The sequence below is a fragment of the Pseudomonas sp. KCJK9000 genome, from assembly GCF_046230725.1.
GTDB lineage: Bacteria > Pseudomonadota > Gammaproteobacteria > Pseudomonadales > Pseudomonadaceae > Aquipseudomonas > Aquipseudomonas promysalinigenes.
This window is the reverse complement of record NZ_JBJJLN010000001.1, coordinates 170358-196163: the sequence shown is the minus strand read 5'-3', so window position 1 is coordinate 196163 and position 25806 is coordinate 170358. Positions and strand designations below refer to the sequence as shown.

At 61.4% G+C, this 25806-nt stretch carries 23 protein-coding genes and 2 pseudogenes; 5 read left to right on the top strand and 20 right to left on the bottom strand.

What is annotated here, in order from left to right; genetic code table 11:
* Positions 1 to 146: 146 nt before the first annotated feature.
* The 16 genes and pseudogenes from ACK59H_RS00840 to ACK59H_RS00765 form a co-directional block, all read right to left on the bottom strand.
* The gene (locus ACK59H_RS00840) at positions 147 to 521 is read right to left on the bottom strand and encodes a hypothetical protein (RefSeq protein ID WP_060477948.1); all 375 of its coding nucleotides are present in this window, start codon (positions 519 to 521) and stop codon (positions 147 to 149) included.
* The gene (locus ACK59H_RS00835; protein ID WP_060477949.1) at positions 518 to 1489 is read right to left on the bottom strand and encodes a hypothetical protein; all 972 of its coding nucleotides are present in this window, start codon (positions 1487 to 1489) and stop codon (positions 518 to 520) included. Before ACK59H_RS00835 ends, ACK59H_RS00840 begins: the two co-directional genes overlap by 4 nt.
* Before the next feature lie 9 nt (positions 1490 to 1498).
* Positions 1499 to 1986 (bottom strand): annotated as a pseudogene (locus tag ACK59H_RS00830) (Hcp family type VI secretion system effector).
* Positions 1987 to 2416: 430 nt separating this feature from the next.
* A complete protein-coding gene (locus ACK59H_RS00825) occupies positions 2417 to 3121 on the bottom strand; it encodes a methyl-accepting chemotaxis protein (protein WP_409264178.1) in 705 nt (234 codons plus the stop codon).
* A gap of 201 nt (positions 3122 to 3322) precedes the next feature.
* A pseudogene (locus tag ACK59H_RS00820) lies at positions 3323 to 3535 on the bottom strand (methyl-accepting chemotaxis protein); the annotation flags it as partial.
* Between the two features lie 1002 nt (positions 3536 to 4537).
* A complete protein-coding gene (locus ACK59H_RS00815; protein WP_028688256.1) occupies positions 4538 to 5830 on the bottom strand; it encodes an adenylosuccinate synthase in 1293 nt (430 codons plus the stop codon).
* A 56-nt stretch (positions 5831 to 5886) separates the two neighbouring features.
* Positions 5887 to 7074, bottom strand: a complete 1188-nt coding sequence (locus ACK59H_RS00810; RefSeq protein ID WP_060477951.1) for an ATP phosphoribosyltransferase regulatory subunit — start codon at positions 7072 to 7074, stop codon at positions 5887 to 5889.
* 301 nt (positions 7075 to 7375) lie between these two features.
* On the bottom strand, positions 7376 to 8245 hold the full coding sequence (gene hflC, locus ACK59H_RS00805) for a protease modulator HflC (RefSeq protein ID WP_060477952.1): 870 nt from the start codon (positions 8243 to 8245) through the stop codon (positions 7376 to 7378).
* Complete coding sequence (hflK, locus tag ACK59H_RS00800) at positions 8245 to 9423, bottom strand: FtsH protease activity modulator HflK (protein ID WP_060477953.1); 1179 nt, start codon at positions 9421 to 9423, stop codon at positions 8245 to 8247. The genes hflC and hflK overlap by 1 nt, the downstream gene beginning before the upstream one ends.
* 96 nt (positions 9424 to 9519) lie before the next feature.
* Entirely contained in the window at positions 9520 to 10821 is a 1302-nt protein-coding gene (gene hflX / locus ACK59H_RS00795; RefSeq protein ID WP_060477954.1) for a ribosome rescue GTPase HflX, read from the bottom strand.
* Positions 10822 to 10833: 12 nt separating this feature from the next.
* Entirely contained in the window at positions 10834 to 11094 is a 261-nt protein-coding gene (hfq, locus tag ACK59H_RS00790) for an RNA chaperone Hfq (RefSeq protein WP_027920748.1), read from the bottom strand.
* 95 nt (positions 11095 to 11189) lie between these two features.
* Positions 11190 to 12161 carry a tRNA (adenosine(37)-N6)-dimethylallyltransferase MiaA gene (gene miaA / locus ACK59H_RS00785; RefSeq protein WP_060477955.1) on the bottom strand — a complete coding sequence of 324 codons (972 nt, stop codon included), beginning with the start codon at positions 12159 to 12161 and terminating at the stop codon, positions 11190 to 11192.
* 1 nt (position 12162) lies between these two features.
* A complete protein-coding gene (mutL, locus tag ACK59H_RS00780; protein WP_261744244.1) occupies positions 12163 to 14061 on the bottom strand; it encodes a DNA mismatch repair endonuclease MutL in 1899 nt (632 codons plus the stop codon).
* Positions 14058 to 15488: an N-acetylmuramoyl-L-alanine amidase gene (locus tag ACK59H_RS00775; protein ID WP_060477957.1), complete on the bottom strand. Its 1431-nt coding sequence runs from the start codon at positions 15486 to 15488 to the stop codon at positions 14058 to 14060. The genes mutL and ACK59H_RS00775 overlap by 4 nt, the downstream gene beginning before the upstream one ends.
* 11 nt (positions 15489 to 15499) lie before the next feature.
* A complete protein-coding gene (gene tsaE / locus ACK59H_RS00770) occupies positions 15500 to 15958 on the bottom strand; it encodes a tRNA (adenosine(37)-N6)-threonylcarbamoyltransferase complex ATPase subunit type 1 TsaE (protein ID WP_371326767.1) in 459 nt (152 codons plus the stop codon).
* A gap of 2 nt (positions 15959 to 15960) precedes the next feature.
* Complete coding sequence (locus ACK59H_RS00765; protein WP_060477959.1) at positions 15961 to 16821, bottom strand: NAD(P)H-hydrate dehydratase; 861 nt, start codon at positions 16819 to 16821, stop codon at positions 15961 to 15963.
* 63 nt (positions 16822 to 16884) lie between these two features.
* Between ACK59H_RS00765 and queG the strand changes: the two genes are divergently transcribed.
* The gene (gene queG, locus ACK59H_RS00760) at positions 16885 to 17949 is read left to right on the top strand and encodes a tRNA epoxyqueuosine(34) reductase QueG (RefSeq protein WP_060477960.1); all 1065 of its coding nucleotides are present in this window, start codon (positions 16885 to 16887) and stop codon (positions 17947 to 17949) included.
* A 104-nt stretch (positions 17950 to 18053) separates the two neighbouring features.
* Here the strand turns inward: queG and ACK59H_RS00755 are convergent, their stop codons facing one another.
* Positions 18054 to 18665 carry a trimeric intracellular cation channel family protein gene (locus tag ACK59H_RS00755; protein ID WP_021783871.1) on the bottom strand — a complete coding sequence of 204 codons (612 nt, stop codon included), beginning with the start codon at positions 18663 to 18665 and terminating at the stop codon, positions 18054 to 18056.
* Between the two features lie 91 nt (positions 18666 to 18756).
* Complete coding sequence (orn, locus tag ACK59H_RS00750) at positions 18757 to 19299, bottom strand: oligoribonuclease (RefSeq protein ID WP_060477961.1); 543 nt, start codon at positions 19297 to 19299, stop codon at positions 18757 to 18759.
* 141 nt (positions 19300 to 19440) lie between these two features.
* Here orn and rsgA point away from each other — a divergent pair, with 141 nt between their 5' ends.
* Positions 19441 to 20472: a small ribosomal subunit biogenesis GTPase RsgA gene (gene rsgA, locus ACK59H_RS00745; RefSeq protein ID WP_060477962.1), complete on the top strand. Its 1032-nt coding sequence runs from the start codon at positions 19441 to 19443 to the stop codon at positions 20470 to 20472.
* A 33-nt stretch (positions 20473 to 20505) separates the two neighbouring features.
* Here the strand turns inward: rsgA and motB are convergent, their stop codons facing one another.
* Positions 20506 to 21525, bottom strand: a complete 1020-nt coding sequence (gene motB / locus ACK59H_RS00740) for a flagellar motor protein MotB (protein WP_060477963.1) — start codon at positions 21523 to 21525, stop codon at positions 20506 to 20508.
* A gap of 3 nt (positions 21526 to 21528) precedes the next feature.
* Entirely contained in the window at positions 21529 to 22380 is an 852-nt protein-coding gene (gene motA / locus ACK59H_RS00735; RefSeq protein WP_060477964.1) for a flagellar motor stator protein MotA, read from the bottom strand.
* 130 nt (positions 22381 to 22510) lie between these two features.
* Here motA and ACK59H_RS00730 point away from each other — a divergent pair, with 130 nt between their 5' ends.
* From ACK59H_RS00730 to asd, 3 genes are read left to right on the top strand one after another with little or no spacing between them, the layout of a single operon-like run.
* Positions 22511 to 24046, top strand: a complete 1536-nt coding sequence (locus tag ACK59H_RS00730; RefSeq protein WP_261744247.1) for an HDOD domain-containing protein — start codon at positions 22511 to 22513, stop codon at positions 24044 to 24046.
* Positions 24047 to 24090: 44 nt separating this feature from the next.
* Positions 24091 to 24900, top strand: coding sequence for a rhodanese-like domain-containing protein (locus tag ACK59H_RS00725; RefSeq protein WP_060479246.1), 810 nt, complete (start codon positions 24091 to 24093; stop codon positions 24898 to 24900).
* Positions 24901 to 24914: 14 nt separating this feature from the next.
* On the top strand, positions 24915 to 25778 hold the full coding sequence (asd, locus tag ACK59H_RS00720) for an archaetidylserine decarboxylase (protein WP_060479247.1): 864 nt from the start codon (positions 24915 to 24917) through the stop codon (positions 25776 to 25778).
* Positions 25779 to 25806: the final 28 nt, after the last annotated feature.

The following is a 25806-nucleotide window of genomic DNA, read 5'->3' as shown; positions in this document are numbered from 1 at the left end:
AGAAACGAATCTAAGTGACCGAGCACTGACTATCGTGTTACGGCATCCAACACCTTACCGCAGACACAACAACGACCGAAGAAAAAATAAGGCTTGAAAATGGCTCTAGGCGGGGAGCATTCTGAATCTCTGAACAACACACGGCCTCAACCCCCGTATTCTATCCAAACAAAAAACAACACAATCAGTGCGATCAAAAAAATTTGTGCAGCCCATAAACGCACCAGCAGCCTCTGCAGATCGGCGGGAGTCTTATTAACATCATCGTCATCTAACAACCCTTTTCTGACACTAAAATGCTTCATAGATAGCATTGCAGAAATGGAACCTAGACGCATGACCCTTCCGAGCAAGCCAGCATGGGTATAGATTTCTCTATTTACAGCCACCATTCGGCTTTTTGACAAAATTGATTCAATACGATCCAGATATCTATACGCAACAAATACCCAAACACCCAACATAAGAAAAGGCGAGATGATTACAAGCACACTAAGTGCTACCAGGTGCATGTTAATCATTTCGCTGCCTCATAAAAAATCTCTCCAACCCTTTCTCCCAAAAGCTCGCCAAACTCACCGCCGGCAATCCCTCCGGCCGCGCCCCCAAATACTACGCATGCAACAGTTGCCGTTCCACCAGAGGGGATACCCATCGCAACACATGCTATTGGCCCTATTACGCCCCCAACGTATCCAACTATTCCTCCTAACCCCAAACTCGAAACTAGCGAACTCCTCTCGACATACTGAGCCTTTCTACACTCATCCTCCCGCCCAAGCAAACAAGCATTACGAATGGACAATTCCGTTGACGCCACATCAAGCGCCACTCCCAAATACGTACCTTTCTTTATCCAATTAGCCGCCCTTGCCACACCTGATATCTTTTCTGCATAGCCTTTGATCTCACCACTATTAAGATATCTTTTTGTAGATATATCCAGCGCATGCTTTATTTTACCCTGACTGCGTAAGCCCGCCCCATATGCAGCCATACTGTCTAGCTGACCCTCCAACCTCAAAAATAAAGAAGTGCGCTTCGCGTAAAACTCATCACGCGCCGCCAAGGTGCCTCGATGCAGGTAGTGTTGGTGTAGCAGCTCAATTTCCTGTAACGTTTTCTTGATTGCTTCAAGGTGCTTGCTCCAAGCGTCAGAAGATGTGCCAGCGCCGATAGAGGCATGGGCCAGAAAGTTCTGCAGCAGCTCAAAATTCTCCAGAAGAAACCCATCAACTCCACCACCATTTAATTCGATATCGAGGTGTATGCGTAGCGCCTTATCCATGAGAAATGCCTCATAGGCAGTACAGGATGGTGTGCTCGGATCACCAACGATGATCAGTTCGCCAGGAAAAACAACGGTGTTGGCGATATGGGCATTCAACACATCAAATTTGGCGCGCTGGTTTGCGTTCATAGGTGTGTCGCTCTTTAGCGACTCATAGGACTGCGCTTGTGTATTGATGTAGCTGCGCGCTTCGGACATGCTCGCACCTCACGCGTACTTTTTATTGTTGATACGGTCCCATCCGCCCGTGACGTTGCCGCCGGCACTGCCGTCATGACGTTTCTGACGCGTGTAGGTGGTTCTGATACGCCCATAGTCCAGCTGTATCACTTCCACCGGCACACCAGCGCTGGCGCTCTGGGCGTAGTCGGCGATGATCACTTCTTCCAGAACGACTTCGTAGTACTTAAGCTTGTCACCACTCGCACGGCACAGCACAAGCTTCACTTCCTTCAGGTGCTGCCCGGCACAGCTCGCCTCCAGCAGCTTGCAGCTGGCACTGTCAAGGTACTTGGTGAAGGAGAAGTTGGTAAGGGTTGTGCGACCTGATGATGCACCACCCGCGGAGCTAGCGGTGGCAGAGGTGCTCTGGTTGGCCCGAACTTGTAGCCGATGATTTCGATCCAGTTGGCGTACTGCTCATCGAGCGCTTCGCCAGTGATCCCTGCGATTTGAATATAGGCATCGAAAGCCATCTTTACCTCTCCTTGGTAAATATTGGGCCCATACGACGATGGTCCATGATCATCATCATACTAATGTGGTTTACGAAGCGAGTTGCGGATGACAGCTCCCGGCTTCGGATTCAATCGACACTAGCTCCACCTGACTGCCCACGCAACATCAGAGTCTTTAAAAAGGCATATTTGCGACGTTTCCTACAGTTTGGAAATGATGTCGACTCAATTGGGAAATTTTTTAAAGTGCTAGATTCGGCGTTGCTCAGTAGTAGTCTAACCCCTCGTGCAAGGCCCGTTCATGAACCTTCAGGACCAGCAACGTGCCTCTTTATCAGTGTCACCCAGAAACTAGCAGCTCTCGCTGGATAGCAGGGCTTCGCCCGTGTTAGCGGGCAAGTCCGCTAACACGGGGATCCAGGGCTCGTGCGCTGTGCAGTAACTGCAATTAAGCGCGGAACTGGCCAAGGCTCGCCCGCAACTGCGCCGCCAGGTCATCCAGCACCTTGCTGCTGGCCGTGGTCTGCATGACCACCTCTGCCGAACGCTCGGCCTGGGCATGGATGTTCTCGACACGTCCGCGCACCGCCTGGGCGCCGTGCGCCTGTTGTTCTGCGGCGCGGGTGGCAAGGCCAATGGCGGCGTGCACTTGCTCCACGGCAGCCTGCACCGACTGCTGACGCCGCTCGTTGTCACGCAACACCAACAGCCCTTCGCTCGCTTTCAGCCCGGCTTGCCCGATGGTCGCCACCGCCTCTTTCGCGCCTTTCTGCAAGGCGGCGATATGCGCCTGGATATCGCCCGTCGAGCTCTGCGTCTTGCTCGCCAGTGCGCGCACCTCGTCGGCTACTACCGCAAACCCACGGCCAGTCTCACCAGCGCGCGCGGCTTCGATTGCCGCGTTGAGGGCCAGCAAATTGGTCTGCTCGGCAATGCCATGAATGACGGTCAGCACCACCTCGATCTGTTCGCTCTGCTTGGCCAGGCGCTCGATCACCTGGGAGCCCGTGTCGACCTGGCCGGCAAGGTTCTCGATCAGGCTTGCCAGCTGCGTCGAAGATCGGCTGTTTTCGTCGGTCGCCTGACGAATATCCACAACCTGCTGCAATGCCGCCTGCATGGCGTGGCTTTCGGCTTGGGCCTCGTCAGCCATGCTCGACAGGTCAAGTAGGCTGGCGGCCACTTCGTCACGCTGCAAAGCAGCAGCGGCATCGGCACCGGCGTTGCGCTGGGCCATCGCGTCAATTTCGACACCCGTACGCTGTGCCACTTCGCCGGCCTCGCGCACGATCGGCTGCAACTTGTCGACGAAGCGGTTGACCGCCGAAGCCATGTCGCCAATCTCGTCACGGCTGTCGAGGGGCACCCGCTTGGTCAAGTCGCCCTCCCCGGCCGCCAGGTCATTGAGGGCAGTGATCAACAGGCGCAACTTGCTCAACACCCGGCGCCCCAGTACCACGGCCACCACCAACAGCACGCCCAGCCCCACCACGACCAAACCTAGGCCAATGCGCCAGCGCAGCTCGGCCGCCGCCTCGCGCACGCTCTGTGCGGTGTTGGCTTGCATGGCACTGGCGCTGGCCTGCGCGGTTTCCAGGCGCTCGCGAAGGGCCTTGCCGCTATCGGCCGCCGCAGCGCCGAGGCTGTCGCCCACCAGTTGCTCGCCACTGGCGATCAAAGCGCTGAAGCGCTGGTCGAGCGCTTTGAGCTCTTGGTCAACGCCCGCCGTTGAAACGCCCATCAGCACTTTGCCTATCTCGGCACCGTTGGGGTTGATGGAGGCTTCGACGTAATACACCGCCGGGTCGCGGCGTGCCGCCTCCAGCACCTTGTCCAGTGCCCGCTCGCCCTGGCCCTTTTCGATCAAGGCCTGGTTGATCGGGTTCTGCCGGTTCAGATACCGAGTCAGGTGCTGGCCCTGAGCATCGTCGTAGATCACGAATAGAACATTGGGGTTGCGCTGGGCGCGGCGGGCGAACTCGGAAAGCACCGGTACATCGTTGTCCCAGATCGCCCGTGGGGCCACCGAGGCCAGCAGCTCAGCCATATCGTTGGCCGAGTCCTTGAGGTTTTTTTCCAAGGTGGCACGCAGTTGTCGCTGCTCGTCCTGCAAGCGGGTGGAAAGCCCCGCGCTCAAGCGCTGGCGGGTGCTGCTGGAAAGGCTCAGCAGCCCGGTGCGCACGTCTTCTCCTGCCTGCTCCAGTTCGTTGGCGAGCTGGCGGCTGTCATGGCCCAGACGCTCGCCCAGGTCAGCCTCCAAGGCCGTAACGGTGCTTCGGGTCAGCGCAACGGCAACCAGTACCTGCACCAAAAGGGCGATACCAAGGGCAACAAACACAGGCCGCAAGAGGCGGCTTCGTAACAATGAAAGGATTGCAGACACGGTGTAACCCTCGTGTTTTCTGGCGCCACTACTTTGATGGCATCTACAGAGACTTCTTACAGCAAGGGTTGTGCCGCAGGCAGCGGGGAGATACGCCAAGGTCTAGGAGGCCGACCAATCGCCTACCCAAATGAAAACGCCGCGCTCCTTTTCAGGAGCGCGGCGTTGGCTCAACCTGGATGAGGATCAGGCGAACGGATGGCGCAGAACGATGGTTTCGTTGCGGTCAGGGCCGGTCGAAATGATATCGATCGGGGCGCCTACCAGCTCTTCGATACGCTTGATGTAGTTACGCGCAGCTTGCGGCAGCTCTTCCAGGGTTTTCACGCCCAAGGTCGATTCGCTCCAGCCCGGCATCTCTTCGTACACCGGCTCTAGGCCGATGTAGCTGTCAGCATCGGACGGGGCATCGATGACGGCACCGTTCTCGTTTTTGTAGCCAACGCAGATGTTGATGGTTTCCAGGCCGTCGAGCACGTCCAGCTTGGTCAGGCAGATGCCCGAAATGCTGTTGACGTCGATGGCGCGGCGCAGGATGACGGCGTCGAACCAGCCGCAACGGCGAGCACGGCCGGTGGTCGAACCAAACTCATGGCCACGCTTGGCCAGGGTGGCGCCGGTTTCGTCGAACAATTCGGTCGGGAACGGGCCGGAACCCACGCGAGTGGTGTAGGCCTTGGTGATGCCCAGGATGTAGTCCAGGTACATCGGGCCAACGCCGGAACCGGTGGAGATGCCACCTGCAGTGGTGTTGGAGCTGGTGACGTACGGGTAGGTACCGTGGTCGATGTCCAGCAGCGAACCCTGAGCACCCTCGAACATGATGTCCTTGCCGGCGCGGCGCAGGTTGTGCAGCTCGGCGGTGACGTCGAGCATCATCGGTTTGAGCTGTTCGGCATAGGCCATGCACTCGTCCAGGGTCTGCTGGAAGTCGATTGCCGGCTCTTTGTAGTAGTTCACCAACTGGAAGTTATGGTAGTCCAGCAGCTCACCCAGCTTGGCGGCGAAGCGCTCGCGGTGGAACAGGTCGCCAACGCGCAGGCCGCGACGAGCAACCTTGTCTTCATAGGCTGGGCCGATACCGCGGCCGGTGGTGCCGATCTTGGCTTCGCCACGGGCTTTTTCACGGGCCTGGTCCAGGGCCACGTGGTACGACAGAATCAGCGGGGCTGCCGGAGAGATACGCAGGCGCTCGCGCACCGGTACGCCTTTCTCTTCCAGCTTGGTGATTTCACGCATCAAGGCGTCTGGAGCAACGACTACGCCGTTGCCGATCAGGCACTGGACGCCTTCACGCAGGATGCCCGAGGGAATCAGGTGCAGAACGGTTTTTTCACCGTTGATCACCAGGGTGTGGCCAGCGTTGTGGCCGCCCTGGTAGCGCACTACAGCGGCAGCATGTTCGGTCAGCAGATCGACGATCTTGCCTTTGCCCTCATCACCCCACTGGGTGCCCAGGACGACGACATTCTTACCCATTACATTGGTCCTCATTCACGCAAACTTGGTTGCCGGCCTACTGCCGACGCAGAAACTCACTGGGTCAGCGGCAGAACCTGCCAGCGCCCGTCTTGCTGAATCAATTGCCGATCACAATCCGCCTCGAGAGCAGCACTCAACGGCTGGCCAGGCAGAGCCTGGACCACACGCTGGCCCTCGCTGCGCAACTGGCAGACCTGCTGCCAGAGGGCCGCGTCGCCACTGTCCGGCATCCAGATGCCGCCAGTTGGCAATACGACCTCCGCTCGCCCCAGTGTGACCAGGGTCTTCAAATCCGTGGAGAAACCGGTAGCCGGACGCGCCCGGCCAAAGTCGGCCCCGATGTCATCGTAGCGCCCACCCTGAGCGATCGATTGACCCTCGCCCGGCACGAATACAGCGAACACCACACCGGTGTGGTAGTTGTATCCGCGCAGCTCGCCAAGGTCGAAGTACAGCGGCAGCTGCGGGTAGCGCGCGGCCAGGCGGTCAGCGATCGCCAGCAGGTCGTCCAACGCAGCCAGCACGCTGGCTGGCGCACGACCCAAGCGCACACGGGCTTCGGCCAGCACTTCACGACCACCGCACAGCTCGACCAGAGCACGCAGCATGCTGCCCAGATCCTTGGGCAGGTCGGCAGTCAGCGCCTGCACTTCATCGACCGACTTGCGCTGCAGGGCGTCGAAAAGTTGCTGCTCGACCGCACCCGACAGGCCAGCCGCACGCGCCAGGCCGCGGTAGATACCGACGTGGCCCAGGTCCATGTGCACATCGGCAACATCGGCCAGCTGCAGCGTGGCGAGCATCAGGCTGATGACTTCGACGTCGCTGGTAGGGCTGGCGTCGCCGTACAACTCGGCACCCAGCTGGATTGGGCTGCGCGAGGTGGACAGGGCGCGGGGCTGGGCGTGCAGCACGCTGCCTGCGTAGCACAGCCGGCTCGGGCCTTCACGTCGCAGGGTGTGGGCGTCGATGCGCGCAACCTGCGGGGTGAAGTCGGCGCGGAAGCCCATCAGGCGGCCCGACTGCGGGTCGACCACCTTGAAGGTGCGCTGATCCAGGTCCTGGCCGGCGCCGGTCAGCAGCGACTCCAGGTACTCGATATGCGGGGTGACGACCAGCTCGTAGCCCCAACTCTGGAACAGGTCCAACACCTGGCGGCGCGCGATCTCGATACGCGCAGCCTCAGGTGGCAGTACTTCCTCGATGCCATCTGGCAGCAGCCAGCGGTCTACCGTTGCCATTACGCCATTTCCCCTCTGGTCCGGGCGGCTCGCCAGCTGGCTAGCCGTCAGTAAAGCCGGTATCGCGCACAGCAACGGGCAGCACTGATCCCAGCGCAGCCACCGTACCCGATACCCTCGAATTGCCTTGCGAGCTGACCAAACCGTCAACTGGCGCTAGGCCAATCAACCTTGCAGACGCAAAAAAGCCGGGAAATTTCCCGGCTGCCGCATCATACACCCCTTTTCATTCAGGATGCACCCCGCCTGGTGTTTTAGCTGCCAGGCGGGGTGCCGCTGGATGAAGATCAGGGCCTGAGCATCAAGGCTTGCTCTTGTCCAGGAAGCGGAAGAACTCGTTCTTCGCGTCCAGAACCAGCACGTCGCTCTTGCTGGAGAAGCTTTCACGGTAGGCCTGCAGGCTACGGTAGAACGCGTAGAAATCAGCGTCCTGGGTGTAGGCCTTGGCATAAATGGCGGCCGCCTGGGCGTCGCCGTCACCGCGGGTCTCTTCCGCTTCGCGATAGGCTTCGGCCAGCAACACACGGCGCTGGCGGTCGGCATCGGCGCGAATACCTTCGGCCAACTCGTTACCCTTGGCACGGTGCTCGCGGGCTTCACGCTCACGCTCGGTGCTCATGCGGTCGAACACGCTGCGGTTGACTTCTTTGGGCAGGTCGATGGCCTTGACGCGTACGTCGACGACTTCGATACCCAGCTCCTTATTGGCCATGCGGTTCAGCGATGCAGTGATGTCAGCCATCAGCGCATCGCGCTCACCCGAAACCACCTCGTGCAGGGTACGCTTACCGAACTGGTCACGCAGGCCGCTTTCCAGGCGACGCGACAGACGCTCGTCGGCAATCTGTTTCATGCCGGAAGTAGCGGTATAGAAGCGCTCGGCATCCTTGACGCGCCACTTGGCGTAGGCGTCGACCATCACCGCTTTCTTCTCCAGAGTCAGGAACCGCTGGGTCGGTGCGTCGAGGGTCATCAGGCGTGCATCGAACTTACGCACCTGGTTCACGTACGGGACCTTCACGTGCAGGCCAGGCTGGACATCGGCCTGTACCACCTTACCGAAGCGCAGCAGCACTGCCCGCTCGGTCTGGGACACGATGTAGAAGCTGTTCCAGGCCACGATAGCCAGTACCACTACGGCAATCAGGGCGATCAGCGATCGGTTGCTCATCAGCGGCTCTCCCTAGTGCGCAGCGGCTGCTGTTGCTGTTGCAGGTCTTGCGCCGTACGCGCGGCCGCATCGTTGGCCGACGGGCTGACGCTGCTGCCCGGCGTGGCGGCTTTGCGGCTGCCTTCGACCATTTTGTCCAGCGGCAGATAGAGCAGGTTGTTCTGCCCATCCTTGGCCGTGACCAGGACCTTGCTCGAATTGCTGTAGACCTCTTGCATGGTCTCCAGGTACAAGCGCTGACGGGTGACGTCAGGGGCCTTGCGGTACTCGCCGACCAGTTTGGTGAAGCGGTCGGCCTCACCTTTGGCACGGGCGATGACCTCATCGCGGTAGCCGTTGGCGTCCTCGATGATGCGCTGCGCCTGACCGCGGGCTTCGGGCACCACGCCGTTGGCGTAGGACTCGGCCTGGTTGCGGGCACGCTGCTCGTCTTCGCGGGCGCGGATCACGTCATCGAAGGCTTCCTGCACTTCACGCGGGGCTGCCGCGCTCTGTACGTTGACCTGGGTGACGGTGATACCGGTGCGGTAGTTGTCGAGGAAGCGCTGCAGGCGTTCGCGGATATCCACGGCCATCTGCTCACGGCCCTCGGTCAGCACCTGGTCCATCGAGGTGGAACCCACCACATGGCGCAGGGCACTGTCGGTCGCATGCTGCAGGCTGACCTCAGGCTGGTCGACGTTGAGCACGAAATCCTTCAGGTTGCTGATCTTGTACTGGACGGTCAGCGGCACCTCGACGATGTTCTCGTCTTCGGTGAGCATCTGCCCCTGCTTGGTGTAGGCACGCTCGCGCGTGACGTTTTCCATGTATTTGCGATCGATTGGCGGGAAGTAGATGTTCAGGCCGGGACCGACCGTCTCATAGTACTTGCCGAAGCGCAGCACCACGGCCTGCTCCTGCTCGTCGACCACGTACACGGCGCTGTACAGCCAGATTGCAGCAAGCACCGCCAGGCCGATGCCCAGCAGCCCGAAGCCACCACCCTTGCCGACATTGCGGTCACCGCCGCCACGTTTCTTGCCACTGCCGAACATGCCGTTGAGGCTGTCCTGCAGCTTGCGGAAGGCCTCGTCCAGATCCGGTGGACCCTTCTTGTCGCCACCACCGCCGCCACCGCGACGGCCGCCCCAGGGATCCTGATTGTTCGAGTTGCCACCCGGCTCGTTCCAAGCCATAGCGCTCTCCATCTGATAAAGCAAAGACGCGCCCACGGCGCGCCGTCCAATGCTACAGAATGCCTGCCACTGCTGCCCGACGACCTCACCGGGCATTTATTGCAAAGTGTGTTGCTCGACAAACACTTGCGGCTCCATGCCTTCCCGACTGACCAGGCGATTCAATTCGACCCTGGGCAGACGAACACTCAGCAGACTGCGCCCTTCTTCGTCATGCTCTTCACTTTGCACGGCACCCAAGGCAAAGAATTGCGCGCGCAAGCGGGCAAAACGCTGCTCAAGACACAGGGTACCGACAAACAGATCATCCCCCAGCAACTCGGCAATCGCCTGGCCGACAAGCTCCAGGCCACGTCCATCTCGTGCAGATACCCAGACCCGCTGCGGCTTGCCATCGGCATCGCGTTGAATCTGCGGCTCGACATCTTCAAGCAGGTCGAGTTTGTTATAGACCTCGAGTATCGGCAAGCCTTCGGCACCGATCTCTCCCAACACCGCCAGCACCTGCTCGATCTGCTCCATGCGCTCAGGCTCATGGGCGTCGATCACGTGCACCAGCAGATCGGAGTTGCTCGACTCTTCGAGCGTAGCCCGAAATGCCTCAACCAGCTTGTGCGGCAGGTGGCGAATGAAGCCCACGGTGTCGGCCAGCACGATCGGGCCCAGGTCGGCCAATTGGAGCCGGCGCAGGGTCGGGTCCAGGGTGGCGAACAACTGGTCGGCCGCGTATACCGCTGATTCGGTCAGCGCATTGAACAAGGTGGACTTGCCGGCGTTGGTGTAGCCAACCAGCGACACCGAAGGAATGTCTGCGCGCTTGCGGCCGCGACGGGCCTGCTCACGCTGGCTGCGCACCTTTTCCAGGCGCCCCTTGATCTGGCGGATACGCACCCGCAGCAGACGGCGGTCGGTCTCCAGCTGGGTTTCACCCGGCCCGCGCAGGCCAATACCACCCTTTTGCCGCTCCAGGTGCGTCCAGCCGCGTACAAGCCGCGTGCTCATGTGATCAAGCTGTGCCAGTTCGACCTGCAGCTTGCCTTCATGGGTACGCGCCCGCTGGGCGAAGATGTCGAGAATCAGCCCGGTGCGGTCAAGCACGCGACACTCGAAGACGCGTTCGAGGTTACGTTCCTGACTGGGCGTGAGGGTGTGATTGAAAATCACCAGGTCTACCTGTTCGGCTTTGACCAGGTCGCGCAATTCCTCGACCTTGCCGCTGCCAATCAGGTATTTGGCCGTAGGCTGATGCCTGGCTACCGTGGCCAAGGAGACGATGTCGGCTCCGGCCGATAATGCCAGTTCCTGAAACTCCTGCGGGTCTTCGCGCGCCTCAGGGTTCTGACCTTCCAAGTGAACGAGCAACGCCCGCTCACCACCACCGTGGCGCTCAAAGAACAATGCAGGCTCCTATCAGGCGTTGCCTGGCTCGCTGTCACCGTGTTCGGAATCGGACGGGCTTGGCAGGCGAACCGGACGAGCAGGGACGACGGTCGAAATGGCGTGCTTGTAGACCATCTGGCTGACAGTGTTCTTCAGCAGTACCACGAACTGGTCAAAAGATTCGATCGAGCCCTGCAGCTTGATCCCGTTGACCAGGTAGATCGAAACCGGGACCTTTTCTTTTCTCAGTTGATTCAAGTAAGGGTCTTGTAGCGAATGCCCTTTTGACATATGCCGCACTCCTGTAAGGATAAATATTGGAAAATCACAAAAATCGATAAGTTCAGGCCGCCTCTTCGCAAGAATAGACGGCTATCAGCAGGGACTCAGCTCAATATGGAGACGGCCCCAAGGTATTTCAAGGTGCGGGACAGATTGTCGCAGGCCAGGCTGTCGAGCCAGTGCACGTCAGGCCAGCCACGCAGCCAGGTGAACTGCCGCTTGGCCAGCTGTCGAGTAGCAATGATACCGCGTTCGCGCATCTCATTCTCAGTCAGCTTGCCGTCCAGGTAATCCCAGACCTGTCGATACCCCACAGCCCGTATAGACGGCAGCCCGGCGTGCAAGTCACTTCTGGCCCGCAGCGATCGGACCTCGTCGACGAAGCCCTGTTCCAACATTTGCGAAAATCGTAACGCAATTCGCTTGTGCAGAATGTGACGGTCAGCCGGGGCGATCGCCAAACTCGCGACAGTATAGGGCAAATGCCCGCCAGCGCCTGCGTCTGCGGCGCTACTTTCAGCGAATTGACGCTGGCGGTGAGCGGTCATGCTCTGGCCGCTGACCCGATAAACTTCCAGCGCTCTGATAAGCCGCTGCGGGTCGTTGGGGTGGATACGCGCTGCCGACTCCGGGTCCACCAGTGCCAGTTGCCGGTGCAGCTCAACCAAGCCCAGCGCCTGGGCCTCGGCCTCAAGGGCCGCGCGCACGGCAGCATCGGCCGCCGGCATGTCCGCCAGGCCTTCGATCAACGCCTTGTAATAGAGCATGGTGCCGCCCACCAGCAGCGGGATTTTGCCGCGCGCGCTGATGTCGGCCATCGCCTCCAAGGCGTCGGTGCGAAACTGAGCGGCCGAATAGCTTTCGGCCGGGTCGCGGATATCGATCAAACGGTGCGGATAGGCCGCCAAGGTTTCTTTGGAAGGCTTGGCCGAACCGATGTCCAGGCCGCGGTACACCAGCGCCGAGTCGACGCTGATCAGCTCGCAAGGCAGCACTTTGGTCAGCTCGATGGCAAGGTCGGTCTTGCCGGCAGCCGTCGGGCCCATGAGAAAAATTGCAGGTGGCTTGCCGCTCATGTCATCGACCGCGCAGGAAAAGTTTGTCCAGATCGTCCAGGCCCATCTGGGTCCAGGTCGGGCGACCATGGTTGCACTGACCGCTGCGCTCGGTGTTTTCCATGTCGCGCAGCAGGGCATTCATCTCGGGGATTGCCAGGCGCCGGTTGGCACGCACCGCGCCGTGGCACGCCATAGTGCCGAGCAACTCGTTGAGATGCGCCTGGATTCGGTCGCTGGTGCCGTACTCCATCAGGTCGGCGAGCACGTCTTGCACCAGGCGATTGGCCTCGGCCTGCTTGAGCAGTGCTGGGATCTGGCGGATCGCCAGGGTTTCTGGCCCCAGCCGCTGCAGCTCGAAGCCCAAGCGCTGAAACCACTGGCCGTGTTCCTCGGCGCAATCAGCCTCGCGCTGGCTCAACGCCAGGGTTTCCGGCACGAGCAGTGGCTGGCCACTGAGCCCTTCGCTGGCCATCGCCACCTTCAAGCGTTCGTACATGATTCGCTCATGGGCCGCATGCATATCCACCAGCACTAGCCCTACGGCGTTTTCGGCAAGGATGTAGATACCCTTGAGCTGTGCCAGGGCGTAGCCAAGGGGCGGGATGTCGCCCTGGCTTTCTGGCAACCCCGTGGATGCTGGCGCAGCATCGTTGAGCGGCTTGAAGAACTCGCGATAAACCGCCTGGGCCTCGGCGGCTGGCAACGGCTGCGAGGGGCGCGGGGTGTACTGGTACTGATAACCTGCGCCACTGCCGCCATTGGAAATGCCATGCTGCGGCGCCTGCGGCTGCTCGAGCACAGGCGAGGCCAGGCGCATTTCACCCTGGGGGCCGAACTCGCCGGCTTGCTGGCCGGTCGCTCGGGCCAGCTCGGGAACAGCGGCTGGGGCGGCCAGCTGGTCTTCTGGACGTACGTCAGCCAGGGCCCGGTGCAGCGTGCCGTAGAGAAAGTCATGCACCGAACGGCCTTCGCGAAAGCGCACTTCGTGCTTGGTCGGGTGCACATTGACGTCGACGCCGTTGGGCTCTAGTTCCAGGAACAGCACGAAAGTCGGGTGCCGACCGTTGAACAGTACATCCCGGTAGGCCTGCCGCACGGCGTGGGCGACCAGTTTGTCCCGCACCGCGCGGCCATTGACGAAGAAATACTGAAGGTCCGCCTGGCTGCGCGAGAACGTCGGCAGGCCAACCCAGCCCCACAGGCGCAAGCCATTGCGCTCGACATCGATCGGCAGCGCCTGCTCCATGAACCCCGGGCCACATATGGCACCAACCCTTCGCGCACGGGCGGTTTCATCATGGGCCTCATGCAGGCTGAGAATACTCTTGCCGTTATGGCGCAGATGAAAGCCCACATCGAAGCGGGCCAGAGCCAGGCGCCGGATGACTTCCTGCAGGTGATCGAATTCGGTCTTTTCGGCCTTGAGAAACTTGCGCCGGGCCGGGGTATTGAAAAACAGGTCGCGCACCTCGACCGAGGTACCGACTGGGTGCGCAGCGGGCTGCACACGGGGTGTCATGTCACGGCCTTCGGTCTCGACCTGCCAGGCTTCACCTGCACTGGCGGTGCGCGACGTCAGGGTCAGCCGCGCCACCGAACTGATCGAGGCCAGCGCCTCGCCTCGGAAACCCAGGCTCAAAACGCCTTCAAGGTCTTCGAGTTCGCGAATCTTGCTGGTGGCGTGACGGGCCAAGGCCAGGGGCAAGTCATCTGCGGAAATACCGCTGCCATCGTCGCGCACACGCAGCAACTTCACCCCGCCCTGCTCGACCTCGACATCGATGCGCCGGGCCCCGGAGTCCAGGCTGTTTTCCAAAAGCTCCTTGGCCACCGACGCTGGGCGTTCGACCACCTCACCTGCGGCAATCTGGTTGGCCAGCCGCGGGCTTAGCAGCTGTATGCGCGAGCCGCCACTCATTGTGCAGCCAGCGTGGTAGCAGGAATGTCGAGCTGCTGGCCAACCTTGAGCTCATCGCTCTTGAGGTTGTTGGTGCTGCGCAGGCTGGTCACGCTGACTTGATAGCGCACAGCGAGCATCGCCAGGGTTTCGCCCGGACGCACGGTATGCTCACGCGGCCCTTGGGCGATCTTGCCACTGTCGCGCAGCCACGCCACGTAGGTACCCGGCGGCGGGTTCTGCTGGAAGTACTGGCGTACACCCGTATGGATCGAGCGGGCCAGGGCTTGTTGATGGCTGGCGGTGGCCAGTTTGGCCGCTTCGCTGTTGTTCGAAATGAACCCGGTTTCCACCAGAATCGATGGAATGTCGGGCGATTTCAACACCATGAAGCCCGCCTGCTCCACCCGCTGCTTGTGCAGCGATGTCACCCGGCCCATGTTGCCGAGCACCTTCTGCCCCACGTTCAGGCTTGAGCTGAGCGTGGCAGTCATCGACAGGTCGAGCAGCACGCCTGCGAGCATGCGGTCCTTGTCATCAAGGCTGACGTTGCCGGCGCCGCCGATCAAGTCAGAGCGGTTTTCAGTGTCGGCGAGCCAGCGCGCCGTCTCGGACGTGGCACCCCGATCGGACAGGGCGAACACCGAGGCGCCGAATGCGGCACGCGATGGCGCGGCGTCTGCGTGGATGGAAATGAACAGGTCGGCGCCCTTCTTGCGGGCGATCTCGGTGCGCTTGCGCAACGGGATGAAGTAGTCACCGGTACGTGTCAACTCGGCGCGGTAGCCCTTTTCGGTGTTGATCTGGCGCTGCAACTCCTTGGCGATCTGCAGCACGATGTCTTTCTCGTGCTGGCCGCGCGAGCCGGAGGCGCCTGGATCTTCACCACCATGGCCGGCGTCGATGGCGACGACGATGTCGCGCTTGCCACTCGGCACCGGTGGCAGCTTGATCGCCGGTTGAGCCGGGCTCACCGGAACGGCTGGCGTGGTCGCCGGGGTTGGCGTTGGAGTAGGCGGTGGCGTCGGTGCAGTAGCCGCGATGGCGTCGGCTTCCTGATCGTACAGGTCGACTACCAGGCGGTTGCCATACTGGGCATTGGGCGCCAGTGTGAAGCTCTTGGGCGTGACCGACTTTTTCAAGTCGACCACCACGCGCAGATCGGTTGGCGTGCGCTGGGCGGAACGCACACTGCTGATTGGCGTGTTGGCTGTGGATACCTTCAACGGTGCGCCCAAGGTCGCGCCATTGATGTCGATCACCAGGCGATCGGGCGCGCTGAGGGTGAAGACACTATGCTGCACGGGGCCAGAAAGATCGAAGACCAGCCGCGTGTTGTCCGGCGCGCGCCACAGGCGCACGCTCTTGACTTGTGTGACGGCCAGAGCGTCAACGGTCACCGCTGCCAGCAGCAATCCAACCACAGCGACCAGTGCGCGTATGCGCATACCTACCCCACTTACTGTTTATAGTGTTCGGCCAGTGCAGTGCACCAGGCCTCGCCGCGAGCCCCCTGCGGCCTAAGGACAAGCGAGCGGCCGCCCGCTTGGGGGCTTATGGTAATGGTCAGGTCAGGCTTTGGCAAAACGCCCGCACCCTTTTGTGGCCACTCGAACAGGCACAGTGGGTCGCCTTCGAAATAATCGCGAATCCCCATGAACTCCAGCTCTTCCGGATCGACCAGGCGATACAGATCAAAATGGTAGGCGCGAACTTCACCGATTTCGTAAGGTTCCACCACTGTGAACGTAGGACTTTTCACTGCACCAGTATGGCCCAGACCGCGGATCAAGCCACGGGAAAGCGTGGTCTTGCCAGCACCCAGGTCACCTTCCAGAAAAATCACGCCACGACCGCCGGTCACTTCGGCAAGCTTTGCGCCGAAATCGACCGTGGCCGCTTCATCGGCCAGAAACAGGGTTAAGCCAGACACGCAGAATGCTCCTCCAACAACTCTCGAATGACCGGCGCCAGATCGCTGGCTGCCAGGCCTCTGCCTTTGACGCCCAATCGCTCGCCGGCGCAGGCATGCAGCCATACGCCAAGGCCTGCAGCGCTCCAGGCGTCCAACCCCTGGGCCAGCAAAGCTGCCAGCACGCCGGTCAGCACATCGCCCAAGCCGGCACCGGCCATCGCCGGATGGCCCCGCTCACACACCAGCAACCGGCCGGCGGGGTCAGCCACCAAGGTACCGGCGCCCTTGAGCACGCAGATACTGGCATAGCGGCGGGCCAATTTGCGCGCCGCGCCGGGACGGTCGGCTTGCACCGCCTCGGTGGAAATGCCCAGCAATCGCGCCGCCTCGCCGGGGTGCGGGGTGAGGATGCTACCACTGGGCAGCGCCAAGGGTGTGCTGGCCAGCAGGTTCAGAGCATCGGCGTCCCAAACCTGCGGCCGCTCGGCCTTGGCCACCGCCGACAGCAAGCTGCGCCCCCAGGCCGCTTGCCCAAGCCCCGGGCCCACCACCAGTACCGTCGCACGCTCTAGTACCCCGACCAACTGGTTGGCCGATTCGACTCCCAGGCACATGCTTTCCGGCAGGCGCGCCAAGCTCGCAACCACATGCTCCGGGCGAGTCGCTAAACTGACAAGCCCCGCGCCGCAGCGCAGCGCCGCCTCGGCGCTGAGCAAAACGGCGCCAGCAGTGCCCAGGTCTCCACCCACAACCAGCACATGGCCAAAGTCACCCTTGTGGGCTTGGGAATCACGTGCCGGCAGGTGTGCGACCGTCAGGCTGCTCAGCAGTTCAGGGGCATTGCTTGGGTGTTTGGTCTGCGCCATAGGGTCAAAGGCTCCAATGTCTGGCAGAATTATACGCACCTGAGCCTGTATTGCCTGCCCACCATGTCCGCCTTGACACCTGACCTTGCCCAACTGGCCCAATCCATCAAGATCTGGGGCCAAGAACTCGGCTTTGCCCACGTAGGCATTGCCGGCGTCGACCTTGGGGAGCACGAACAGCATCTGCAACGCTGGCTCGACGCCGGCTATCAGGGCGAGATGGAGTACCTGGGCGCCCATGGCAGCAAGCGCGCCCACCCCGACCAACTGATTCCCGGCACTGTGCGCGTGGTTTCGCTGCGGATGGATTACCTTCCCGGCGACACGCAAATGGCCCAGCGCCTGGCCCAGCCTGAAAAGGCCTATATATCGCGTTATGCACTGGGCCGTGATTATCACAAACTGGTTCGCAAGCGCGTGCAGTTTCTGGCCGATCGCATTCAGGAGGCCATCGGCCCATTCGGCTACCGCGCCTTCGTCGACAGCGCCCCGGTGCTGGAAAAAGCCCTGGCCGAACAGGCGGGGCTAGGTTGGATAGGCAAGAATACCCTGCTGCTCAATCGCAAGGCCGGCAGCTACTTCTTTCTGGCCGAGCTGTTCGTCGACCTGCCGTTGCCGGTGGATCAAGCGCACACCAGCGAACACTGCGGGCGCTGCCAGGCCTGCCTGGACATCTGCCCAACCAAGGCGTTCGTGGGGCCCTATGTGTTGGATGCACGGCGCTGCATTTCCTATCTGACCATCGAGCTACGTGGGCCAATCCCGGTGGAATTGCGCGCCATGATGGGCAACCGCGTATTCGGCTGCGATGACTGCCAGGTCGTCTGCCCGTGGAACCGCTTCGCCAACTACAGCAAGGAACAGGATTTCCAGCCACGCCATGGGCTGGAAAACGCCGAGCTGGCTGAAATGTTTCTGTGGGACGAACGCACGTTCTTGCGCAAGACCGAAGGCGGGCCACTACGCCGGGCGGGGTATGAGCGCTTCTTGCGCAACCTGGCGGTGGGGCTGGGCAATGCGCCCTCGACGATCCCGGTGATCGAGGCGTTGAAGGCCAGGCGCGAAGATGAGTCGGAGCTGGTGCGCGAGCATGTCGAGTGGGCATTGGCCCGGCATGGCCTCAGATAGCCAAACCCATAGTGGGGTGCCAACCTTTGGCGGTGGGTCCTCGCGAAGAGGCCATCGCGATTGAGGGTTCAGGCGCGCCAGTGATCGCCAGCACCCACCACAAGCTACTGCTGATCGTTATAGTGAAACTTGGGCATTTCCCAATGGAAGCGAATGGCCAGCAAGCGCACCAGAAAGCCACCGAACAAAGTCAGCAGCATCGCCTGCTCCGCCGGCACTTTGAAGTAAACGCAGCCTAGGTAGAACCACGCCGCAGCGAACGATACGCTGGCATAGAGTTCGCGACGGAACACCAGTGGGATGTCGTTGCAGAAGATATCCCGCAGAATCCCGCCGAATACACCGGTGATCACGCCACTGATCGATGCCACCAACATGCCCTGCCCCATTTCCAGCGCAGTCATGCAGCCGATAAGCGTGAACGCCACCAGGCCCAACGCATCGAGCACCAAAAACAGCGAGCGCAAGCGGCGCATCATAGGCGCGATGAAAATCGTCAAGAGCGCTGCCAGGCTGGTCAGCACCAAGTACTCAGGGTGTTTTACCCAGGTCAGAGGGTAGTGCCCAAGCAGCACGTCGCGCACCGAGCCACCCCCCAGGGCGGTCACGCAGGCGATCAGCACCACGCCAAACCAGTCCATGCCGCGCCGGCCGGCAGACAGCGCACCGGTCATCGCTTCGGCGGTAATGGCTATCAGGTAGAGCATCAGCAACATGGTGCGGGTCCGTGCGAGAAAGGCGCGCAGTCTAACCAGTTGCTTCGGGCACCAAAAGAGGGCGCAGGCACATTATCCGCGCCCTTTGGGTTCACACCTTGATGAAATGCTCGCGGTAGTGGCGCAGCTCAGCGATGGACTCGCGGATATCATCCAGGGCCAGGTGGGTGCCGCCCTTCTTGAAGCTGTCACGAACCTCCGGCGCCCAGCGCGCAGCAAGCTCTTTGAGCGTGGAGACATCGAGGTTGCGGTAGTGGAAGTAGTTTTCCAGTTCGCGCATATGGCGGTAAAGGAAGCGGCGATCCTGGCAGATGCTGTTGCCACAGATGGGCGACTTGCCTTTGGGCACCCATTGTTCGAGGAACGCGATGGTCTGTGCTTGGGCTTCTGCCATGCTGACCTTGCTTTCGCGCACGCGCTGGGTGAGGCCCGAGGCGCCATGGGTGCGGGTATTCCACTCGTCCATGCGCGCCAGCACTTCGTCACTGTGGTGGATGGCTATCACCGGCCCTTCGGCCAACGTGTTCAGCTCACTGTCGGTGACGATGGTGGCCATCTCGATGATGACGTCGTGGTCCGGGTCCAGACCGGTCATTTCCAGATCGATCCAGATCAGGTTCTGTGGGTTATGCATGAAAAGGCTCCTCGTATAGGCCGTCATAGTAGCCTAGCGAGGTCGACCTGCGCATGCCTGGCGCAAAGGTAACCAGAATGGTCATCGGCCTGGCGTGCTAAACTGCCTGCCGTTTTCAATTTGCCCCTCCTTGGAAGGTCCATGGCCAAACGCCAGCTCAATCGGCGCCAGAACTGGCGTATCGAAAAAATCCAGAACGAACGCGCAGCTCGCGCCGCCAAACGCGAACAGCACGTGCTGCAGGAGCTGGAGGGTGGCGATCTGGGGCCGGAACAGCTGGGCCTGGTAATCGCGCACTTCGGTGTGCAGGTGGAGGTCGAGGCCCAGGACGGCGAGGTCGCCGGCCAGGTATTCCGCTGCCACCTGCGGGCCAACTTGCCAGCACTGGTCACCGGCGACCGGGTCGTCTGGCGCGCTGGCAACCAAGGCATCGGCGTGATCGTCGCGCAGATGCCACGCAGCACTGAGCTGTGCCGGCCGAACAACCACGGCCAGCTCAAGCCGGTCGCAGCCAACGTCGACCTGATCGTCATCGTCTTCGCCCCGGCACCGGAGCCACATCCGAACCTGATCGACCGCTATCTGGTGGCCGCTGAGCATGCCGGCATCCGCCCGCTGCTACTGCTGAACAAGGCCGACCTGATCGACGCCGACAATGGCCCCGGCCTGCACGCGCTGCTCGAGGTCTACCGCGACCTGGGCTACCCGCTGCTGGAGGTTTCCGCCCATCAGGGCGACGGCATGCAGCGCCTGCAGCAGATGCTGGACGGGCACATCAGCGTGTTCGTCGGCCAGTCGGGCGTGGGCAAGTCGTCATTGGTCAACAGCCTGCTGCCTGAAGCTGGCACCCGGGTGGGCGACCTGTCCGAATGGTCCGGCCAAGGTCAACACACCACGACCACCGCGCGTCTTTATCATTTCCCCAACGGGGGCGACCTGATCGACTCGCCGGGCATCCGCGAATTCGGCCTTGGCCACGTCAGCCGCGACGACGTCGAGGAGGGGTTCATCGAGTTTCGCGACCTGTTCGGAACTTGCCGCTTCCGCGATTGCAAGCATGATCGCGAGCCGGGCTGCGCACTGCTAAAGGCCCTTGAAGACGGCCGCATCAAGCCGCAGCGAATGAACAGCTACCGCTCGATCATCGCTAGCCTGCCCGAAGACAGCTACTGATCCGAAGGGGCTGCCAAGCAGCCCCAACGCTCGCTACTGATCCTTCTGCTCATCCATCTTCAAAGTGCCATCTTCGAAGATGTTCAGCTTTTGCCTGAGTTCACGCGGCTGCATCGGGACCGGGGCTTCCTGCGCCCCGGCTGGGGCGGGCGGTGCGTCAGCTGGGGCTGGCGAAGCCGGTTGGCTGGAAGCTTCAGGTGTACCCTGCTCGCCTTCGATGTTGCGCTGGGCTTTCTTGGTCAGCACGATGATGTCGATGCGACGGTTGACCGGGTTGAACGGGTTCTTGCGGTCGAACAACGACGACGAGGCATAGCCCACCACTCGCGCCACCTGGCCATCCGGATAGCCCCCTGCAACCAGCGCTCGCCGTGCTGCGTTCGCGCGGTTGGCCGACAGCTCCCAGTTACCGAAATCGCCAGTGCCCGAATACGGCTTGGCATCGGTGTGGCCACTGATGCTGATCTTGTTCGGCACCGCTTTGATGGTATCGGCCATGGCCAGCAGGATGTCCTCGAAATACGGCTGCAGACGCGCGCTGCCGATGTCGAACATCGGCCGGTTCTCGGCATCCATGATCTGGATACGCAGGCCGTCCTGGGTGATTTCAAACAGGATTTGATCCTTGAACTTCTGCAGTTGAGGGTTTTCCTCGACCTTGTTCTGCAGCTCCTGCAACAGCAACTCCAGACGCTCGCGCTCGACCTGCTCGGCCATGGTTTCGACCTGATCCTTGTCCAGCTGAATGCTGGTATCAGGCGTAGGCTCGGATTTCACTTCCGGATTGATGGTCTTTTCCGGCGCCAGTTGCGGCGAACCGCCCAGGTCGATCACATAAGGCGTGCCACTATCGGAGAAGCCGATCGGGTCCTTGAAGTAACCGGCGATGGCAATCTTCTGTTCAGGTGTAGCAGTGGACAGCAGCCACAACACCAGGAAGAACGCCATCATCGCCGTGGCGAAGTCGGCAAAGGCGATCTTCCAGGCCCCACCATGGTGCCCGCCACCGAAGCGCTTGACGCGCTTGATGATTATCGGCTGATTGTTCTCCATGACTCAGCGACCACGAACCGCTTGTTCCAGCTCGGCAAAAGTCGGGCGGTGCTTGGGATAGAGCACCTTGCGCCCGAACTCCACGGCCAGCGAAGGCGGCATGCCGGAGGCAGAAGCCACCAGCGAGGCCTTGATCGACTCGTAGAGGTTGAGCTCTTCCTTGGCATCGTGCTCCAGGCACTTGGCCAGCGGGCCGAAGAAGCCATAGGCAGCCAGAATACCGAAGAAGGTACCGACCAGCGCCGCACCGACGTGCATGCCGATCGCCTTCTGGTCGCCATCGCCAAGCGAAGCCATGGTCACCACGATACCCAATACGGCTGCAACGATACCGAAGCCAGGCATGCCGTCGGCGACCCCTGTGACCGCATGTGAAGGGTGCTCGAGCTCTTCCTTCATGCTCAGCAACTCCATGTCGAACAGCCCCTCGAGTTCGTGGGGCGCCATGTTGCCGGTGGACATGATGCGCAGGTAGTCACAGATGAACGCGGTCATGCGCTCGTCACCCAGCACTGCCGGGTATTTGGCGAAGATCGGGCTGGCTGCGGCGTCTTCGATATCACTCTCGATCGCCATCATGCCTTCGCGGCGGCTCTTGTTGAGGATTTCGTAGACCAGGCCCAGTACTTCCAGATAGAAAGCATGGGAGAAGCGCGAGCCGAACATCTTCATCGACTTCTTGATTACATGCATGGTCATGTAACCGGGGTTGGCCTGCATGAAGGCGCCGAAGGCCGCACCGCCGATGATCAGCACTTCGAACGGCTGGATCAGTGCCGCGATCTTGCCATGGGAAAGCACATATCCGCCGAGCACGCTCGCGAATACGACGATGATGCCGATAATTTTAGCCATAGGTTCAAAGCACTTGCTGTCGTGGTCAGGGTGAGGGGCGGGAGCTTTAAAACTCTTCTTCTACTTATCGGCAGAACTGCGCCAGACTATAGCCACTCAAAGCGAAAAGCCAGTTCGGACTGATGTCAAAATGCCAATGGAATCCAAGGTGCCCTCTCAGAATCCGCGTACGGTAGAAGCCTGGATCAAGCTGCTCGACGGCGTGCGTGTACCGGTGCCCAAGCCCAGCTACGACCGAGTCATGAGCGCCATCAATGACAGCCGTCGCTCGTTGCGCGACATCGCCGAACTGATGCAGGACAGCCCGGCGCTGGTGCTGTCGGTGATGCGCGAGGCCAACCACCCCGGCAACGCCAGCCAGGCCGAACCCGCTGAAAGCCTGGAAATTGCCCTCAACCGCCTGGGCCTGGTACGCAGCAAGGAGCTACTGATGCGTCTGCCGGCCTTGCCGGAGCACGACATCCCCCCGGTGCTGCGCCAGTTCCTGCTGATCAGCCAACACGCAGCGCAACAGGCCAGCGGCCTGTTCGCCAGCCGCCTGGCGCGCCTGTGGCAGGAAATCCACTGGGGCAGCCTGCTGTTCCTGGCACCGCTGTGGCCGCTGGCCCTGGCCTACCCCAAGCTGCTCGATGCCTGGGAACTGCGGGTCATCCACAAAGGCGAGGCGGCCGCCGAGGTGGAACAGGAACTGTTCGGTGTACGCATCTTCGCCCTGTGCCAGGCCGTGGCTGAGCACTGGCGCCTGCCGAAGTGGGTCACCCAGGGTTATCGCCTGCTGCTCGAAGAGCGCGACCAGTTGGCCCTGGTGCTGAACATTGCCCGCGAGCAAGACCTGCTCACCCAGCAGCACCGCCTGGATGAGGCCCCTGGCCTGCGCCGCTGGTTCAACGAGCCGGCCAACACCGTGCTGCTGGCCAACAACCTGGCGCTGGCAGCGCAGGTTGGCTGGGACAACCCTCATCTGTTGCGCTGGCAACTGCTGACTGCACTTTACTTGCAGACATCGCTCGAAGATGTGCAACAGCAAGTGCACCAACAAGCTGCCGCCAGTGCCCGGCGTCACGCCAGTCACGCAGTGTTCCACCCTGCAGAAGCCTTGATCTGGCCATGGGACCAGCGCCGCCCGCACCCAGACATGCTGACGCCACCGCCCCCGTCCAGCGAGGACCTTGGCCGTTGGCGCAAGCTGTGCCAGCAACTGTTGGCACAACCAAGCCCATTCACCAATGCCGTTCACCTGGCCACCCACGCGCGCGAAGCCATGCTCGCCTGCGGCATGCAGCGGGTCATGCTGCTATCGCTGGACGGTGCCCGCGAAACCCTGCGCGTGCAACAGACTGCCGGCCTGCCTAAAGAGGCCGGGGCCATCAGCTTGCCGCTCGCGCAGCACAAGCTGCTGCACAAGCTCATGGCCAAGGCCGGCCAGCTGCGCCTGACACCCGCCAACCACGGCCAATTTTCGGCATTACTGCCAGCGCCGTTGCGGGCGCTGTTCCCCAGCGAGCACATGCTGCTGCGTTCCCTTGCGGTGGGTGACCAGGTCTTGATGCTGGTCGTTGCCGACCAAGGCGGCAAGCCGCTGGCCGATGTCAGCACGCAAGCCTTCGGTAAGACTTCGCAATGTATCGAGCGTGCTCTGGCGGTCTTCGGCAACCGCGGAGCCTGAGCCTTGCGCTACAATCGCTGCTCTTTCCACACTGGAGAACGTGGATGACTGACTTTTCCGGCTTGCCTTTGGTGATCGAGGCCGCTGACTTGCTACCGCGCCTGGACTCACCGCAGTTGATCCTGGTCGACCTGAGCAGTGCCAACCGCTATGTCAGCGGCCACATCCCCGGCGCCCGTTTCGTCGAAGGCAAGCGCACCCAGCTCGGCCAGCCCCCGGCCCCCGGCCTGCTGCCGACGCTGGCCGACCTGGAAAGGCTGTTCAGCGAGCTGGGCCACCGCGATGACGCAGTTTACGTGGTGTACGACGATGAGGGCGGTGGCTGGGCCGGCCGCTTCATCTGGCTGCTGGATGTGATCGGCCATCATCGCTACCACTACCTCAATGGCGGCATCCAGGCGTGGCCAGCAGACAAGCTGTCCACTGACCTGCCAGCTCCCGCCAGTACGCCCGTACACCTGCAATTGCACGCCGAACCTACTGCCACCCGCGAGTACCTGCAAAGCCGCCTGGGCGCTGATGACCTGGTTATCTGGGATGCCCGTGGCCCGCAGGAATTCTCCGGCGAAAAAGTCCTGGCCGCCAAGGCTGGGCATATTCCCGGCGCCATCAATTTCGAGTGGACTGCCGGCATGGACCTCAACGATCACCTGCGCATTCGCAAAGATATCGCTCAAGTGCTCGAGCAACTGGGCATCACCCCTGACAAGGAAGTGATCACCCACTGCCAGACCCACCGCCGCTCCGGTTTCACTTACCTGGTGGCCAAGGCCCTCGGTTATCCACGCATCAAGGCTTATGCCGGCTCGTGGAGCGAATGGGGCAACCACCCGGACACGCCTGTCGAAGTTTAAGGACATTCAACGCAATGAAATCCCGCCTGTTCATTCTCAGCCAGTACCTGTTACCGCACCATCTGCTGTCGCGCCTGGCTGGCTGCATCGCCGAGTGCCGCGTGCGCTGGTTCAAAAACGCCTTCACCGCTTGGTTCGCCAAGCGTTACCAGGTGAACATGAGCGAAGCGCTGGTCGAAGACCTGACCGCCTACGAGCACTTCAATGCCTTCTTCACCCGCGCTCTGAAGCCAGGCGCTCGCCCGCTGGATGAAACGCCGGGCGCAATTCTGTGCCCAGCCGACGGCGCCGTGAGCCAGTTAGGCCCGATCGAGCACGGCCGTATCTTCCAAGCCAAGGGCCACAGCTACAGTGCCCTGGAACTGTTGGGCGGCGACCCAGCCCTGGCCGCGCCATTCATGGGCGGCCAGTTTGCGACCATCTACCTGTCGCCCAAGGATTATCACCGCGTGCACATGCCACTGGCCGGTACCCTGCGCGAGATGGTGTATGTGCCAGGCCGGCTGTTCTCGGTCAACCAGACCACGGCCGAAAACGTGCCTGAACTGTTCGCCCGCAACGAGCGCGTGGTGTGCCTGTTCGACACCGAGCGCGGGCCGATGGCTGTTGTGCTGGTCGGCGCCATGATCGTGGCTTCGATCGAAACCGTTTGGGCCGGGCTGGTCACGCCACCCAAGCGTGAGCTGAAGACCTTGCGCTACGATGAAGGCGCCCGTGCGCCTATTCACCTGGAGAAGGGCGCCGAATTGGGTCGCTTCAAGCTGGGCTCGACCGCGATCGTGCTGTTCGGGCCAGAGCAGGTGGAATGGGCACAGACACTAGGTGCGGCATCGGCAGTACGCATGGGTGAGCTGCTGGCAACACCCGCCCAAGCCTGACCTGAAAGAAAAAGGCCCTGCAAATGCA

Excerpts from the sequence above, each read along its gene's own strand:
- ACK59H_RS00840 (WP_060477948.1), bottom strand. The coding sequence starts at position 521 with ATGATTAACATGCACCTGGTAGCACTTAGTGTGCTTGTAATCATCTCG.
- ACK59H_RS00835 (WP_060477949.1), bottom strand. The coding sequence starts at position 1,489 with ATGTCCGAAGCGCGCAGCTACATCAATACACAAGCGCAGTCCTATGAG.
- ACK59H_RS00825 (WP_409264178.1), bottom strand. The coding sequence starts at position 3,121 with ATGGCTGACGAGGCCCAAGCCGAAAGCCACGCCATGCAGGCGGCATTG.
- ACK59H_RS00815 (WP_028688256.1), bottom strand. The coding sequence starts at position 5,830 with ATGGGTAAGAATGTCGTCGTCCTGGGCACCCAGTGGGGTGATGAGGGC.
- ACK59H_RS00810 (WP_060477951.1), bottom strand. The coding sequence starts at position 7,074 with ATGGCAACGGTAGACCGCTGGCTGCTGCCAGATGGCATCGAGGAAGTA.
- hflC (WP_060477952.1), bottom strand. The coding sequence starts at position 8,245 with ATGAGCAACCGATCGCTGATCGCCCTGATTGCCGTAGTGGTACTGGCT.
- hflK (WP_060477953.1), bottom strand. The coding sequence starts at position 9,423 with ATGGCTTGGAACGAGCCGGGTGGCAACTCGAACAATCAGGATCCCTGG.
- hfq (WP_027920748.1), bottom strand. The coding sequence starts at position 11,094 with ATGTCAAAAGGGCATTCGCTACAAGACCCTTACTTGAATCAACTGAGA.
- miaA (WP_060477955.1), bottom strand. The coding sequence starts at position 12,161 with ATGAGCGGCAAGCCACCTGCAATTTTTCTCATGGGCCCGACGGCTGCC.
- mutL (WP_261744244.1), bottom strand. The coding sequence starts at position 14,061 with ATGAGTGGCGGCTCGCGCATACAGCTGCTAAGCCCGCGGCTGGCCAAC.
- ACK59H_RS00775 (WP_060477957.1), bottom strand. The coding sequence starts at position 15,488 with ATGCGCATACGCGCACTGGTCGCTGTGGTTGGATTGCTGCTGGCAGCG.
- ACK59H_RS00765 (WP_060477959.1), bottom strand. The coding sequence starts at position 16,821 with ATGGCGCAGACCAAACACCCAAGCAATGCCCCTGAACTGCTGAGCAGC.
- queG (WP_060477960.1), top strand. The coding sequence starts at position 16,885 with ATGTCCGCCTTGACACCTGACCTTGCCCAACTGGCCCAATCCATCAAG.
- ACK59H_RS00755 (WP_021783871.1), bottom strand. The coding sequence starts at position 18,665 with ATGTTGCTGATGCTCTACCTGATAGCCATTACCGCCGAAGCGATGACC.
- orn (WP_060477961.1), bottom strand. The coding sequence starts at position 19,299 with ATGCATAACCCACAGAACCTGATCTGGATCGATCTGGAAATGACCGGT.
- rsgA (WP_060477962.1), top strand. The coding sequence starts at position 19,441 with ATGGCCAAACGCCAGCTCAATCGGCGCCAGAACTGGCGTATCGAAAAA.
- motB (WP_060477963.1), bottom strand. The coding sequence starts at position 21,525 with ATGGAGAACAATCAGCCGATAATCATCAAGCGCGTCAAGCGCTTCGGT.
- motA (WP_060477964.1), bottom strand. The coding sequence starts at position 22,380 with ATGGCTAAAATTATCGGCATCATCGTCGTATTCGCGAGCGTGCTCGGC.
- ACK59H_RS00730 (WP_261744247.1), top strand. The coding sequence starts at position 22,511 with ATGCCAATGGAATCCAAGGTGCCCTCTCAGAATCCGCGTACGGTAGAA.
- ACK59H_RS00725 (WP_060479246.1), top strand. The coding sequence starts at position 24,091 with ATGACTGACTTTTCCGGCTTGCCTTTGGTGATCGAGGCCGCTGACTTG.
- asd (WP_060479247.1), top strand. The coding sequence starts at position 24,915 with ATGAAATCCCGCCTGTTCATTCTCAGCCAGTACCTGTTACCGCACCAT.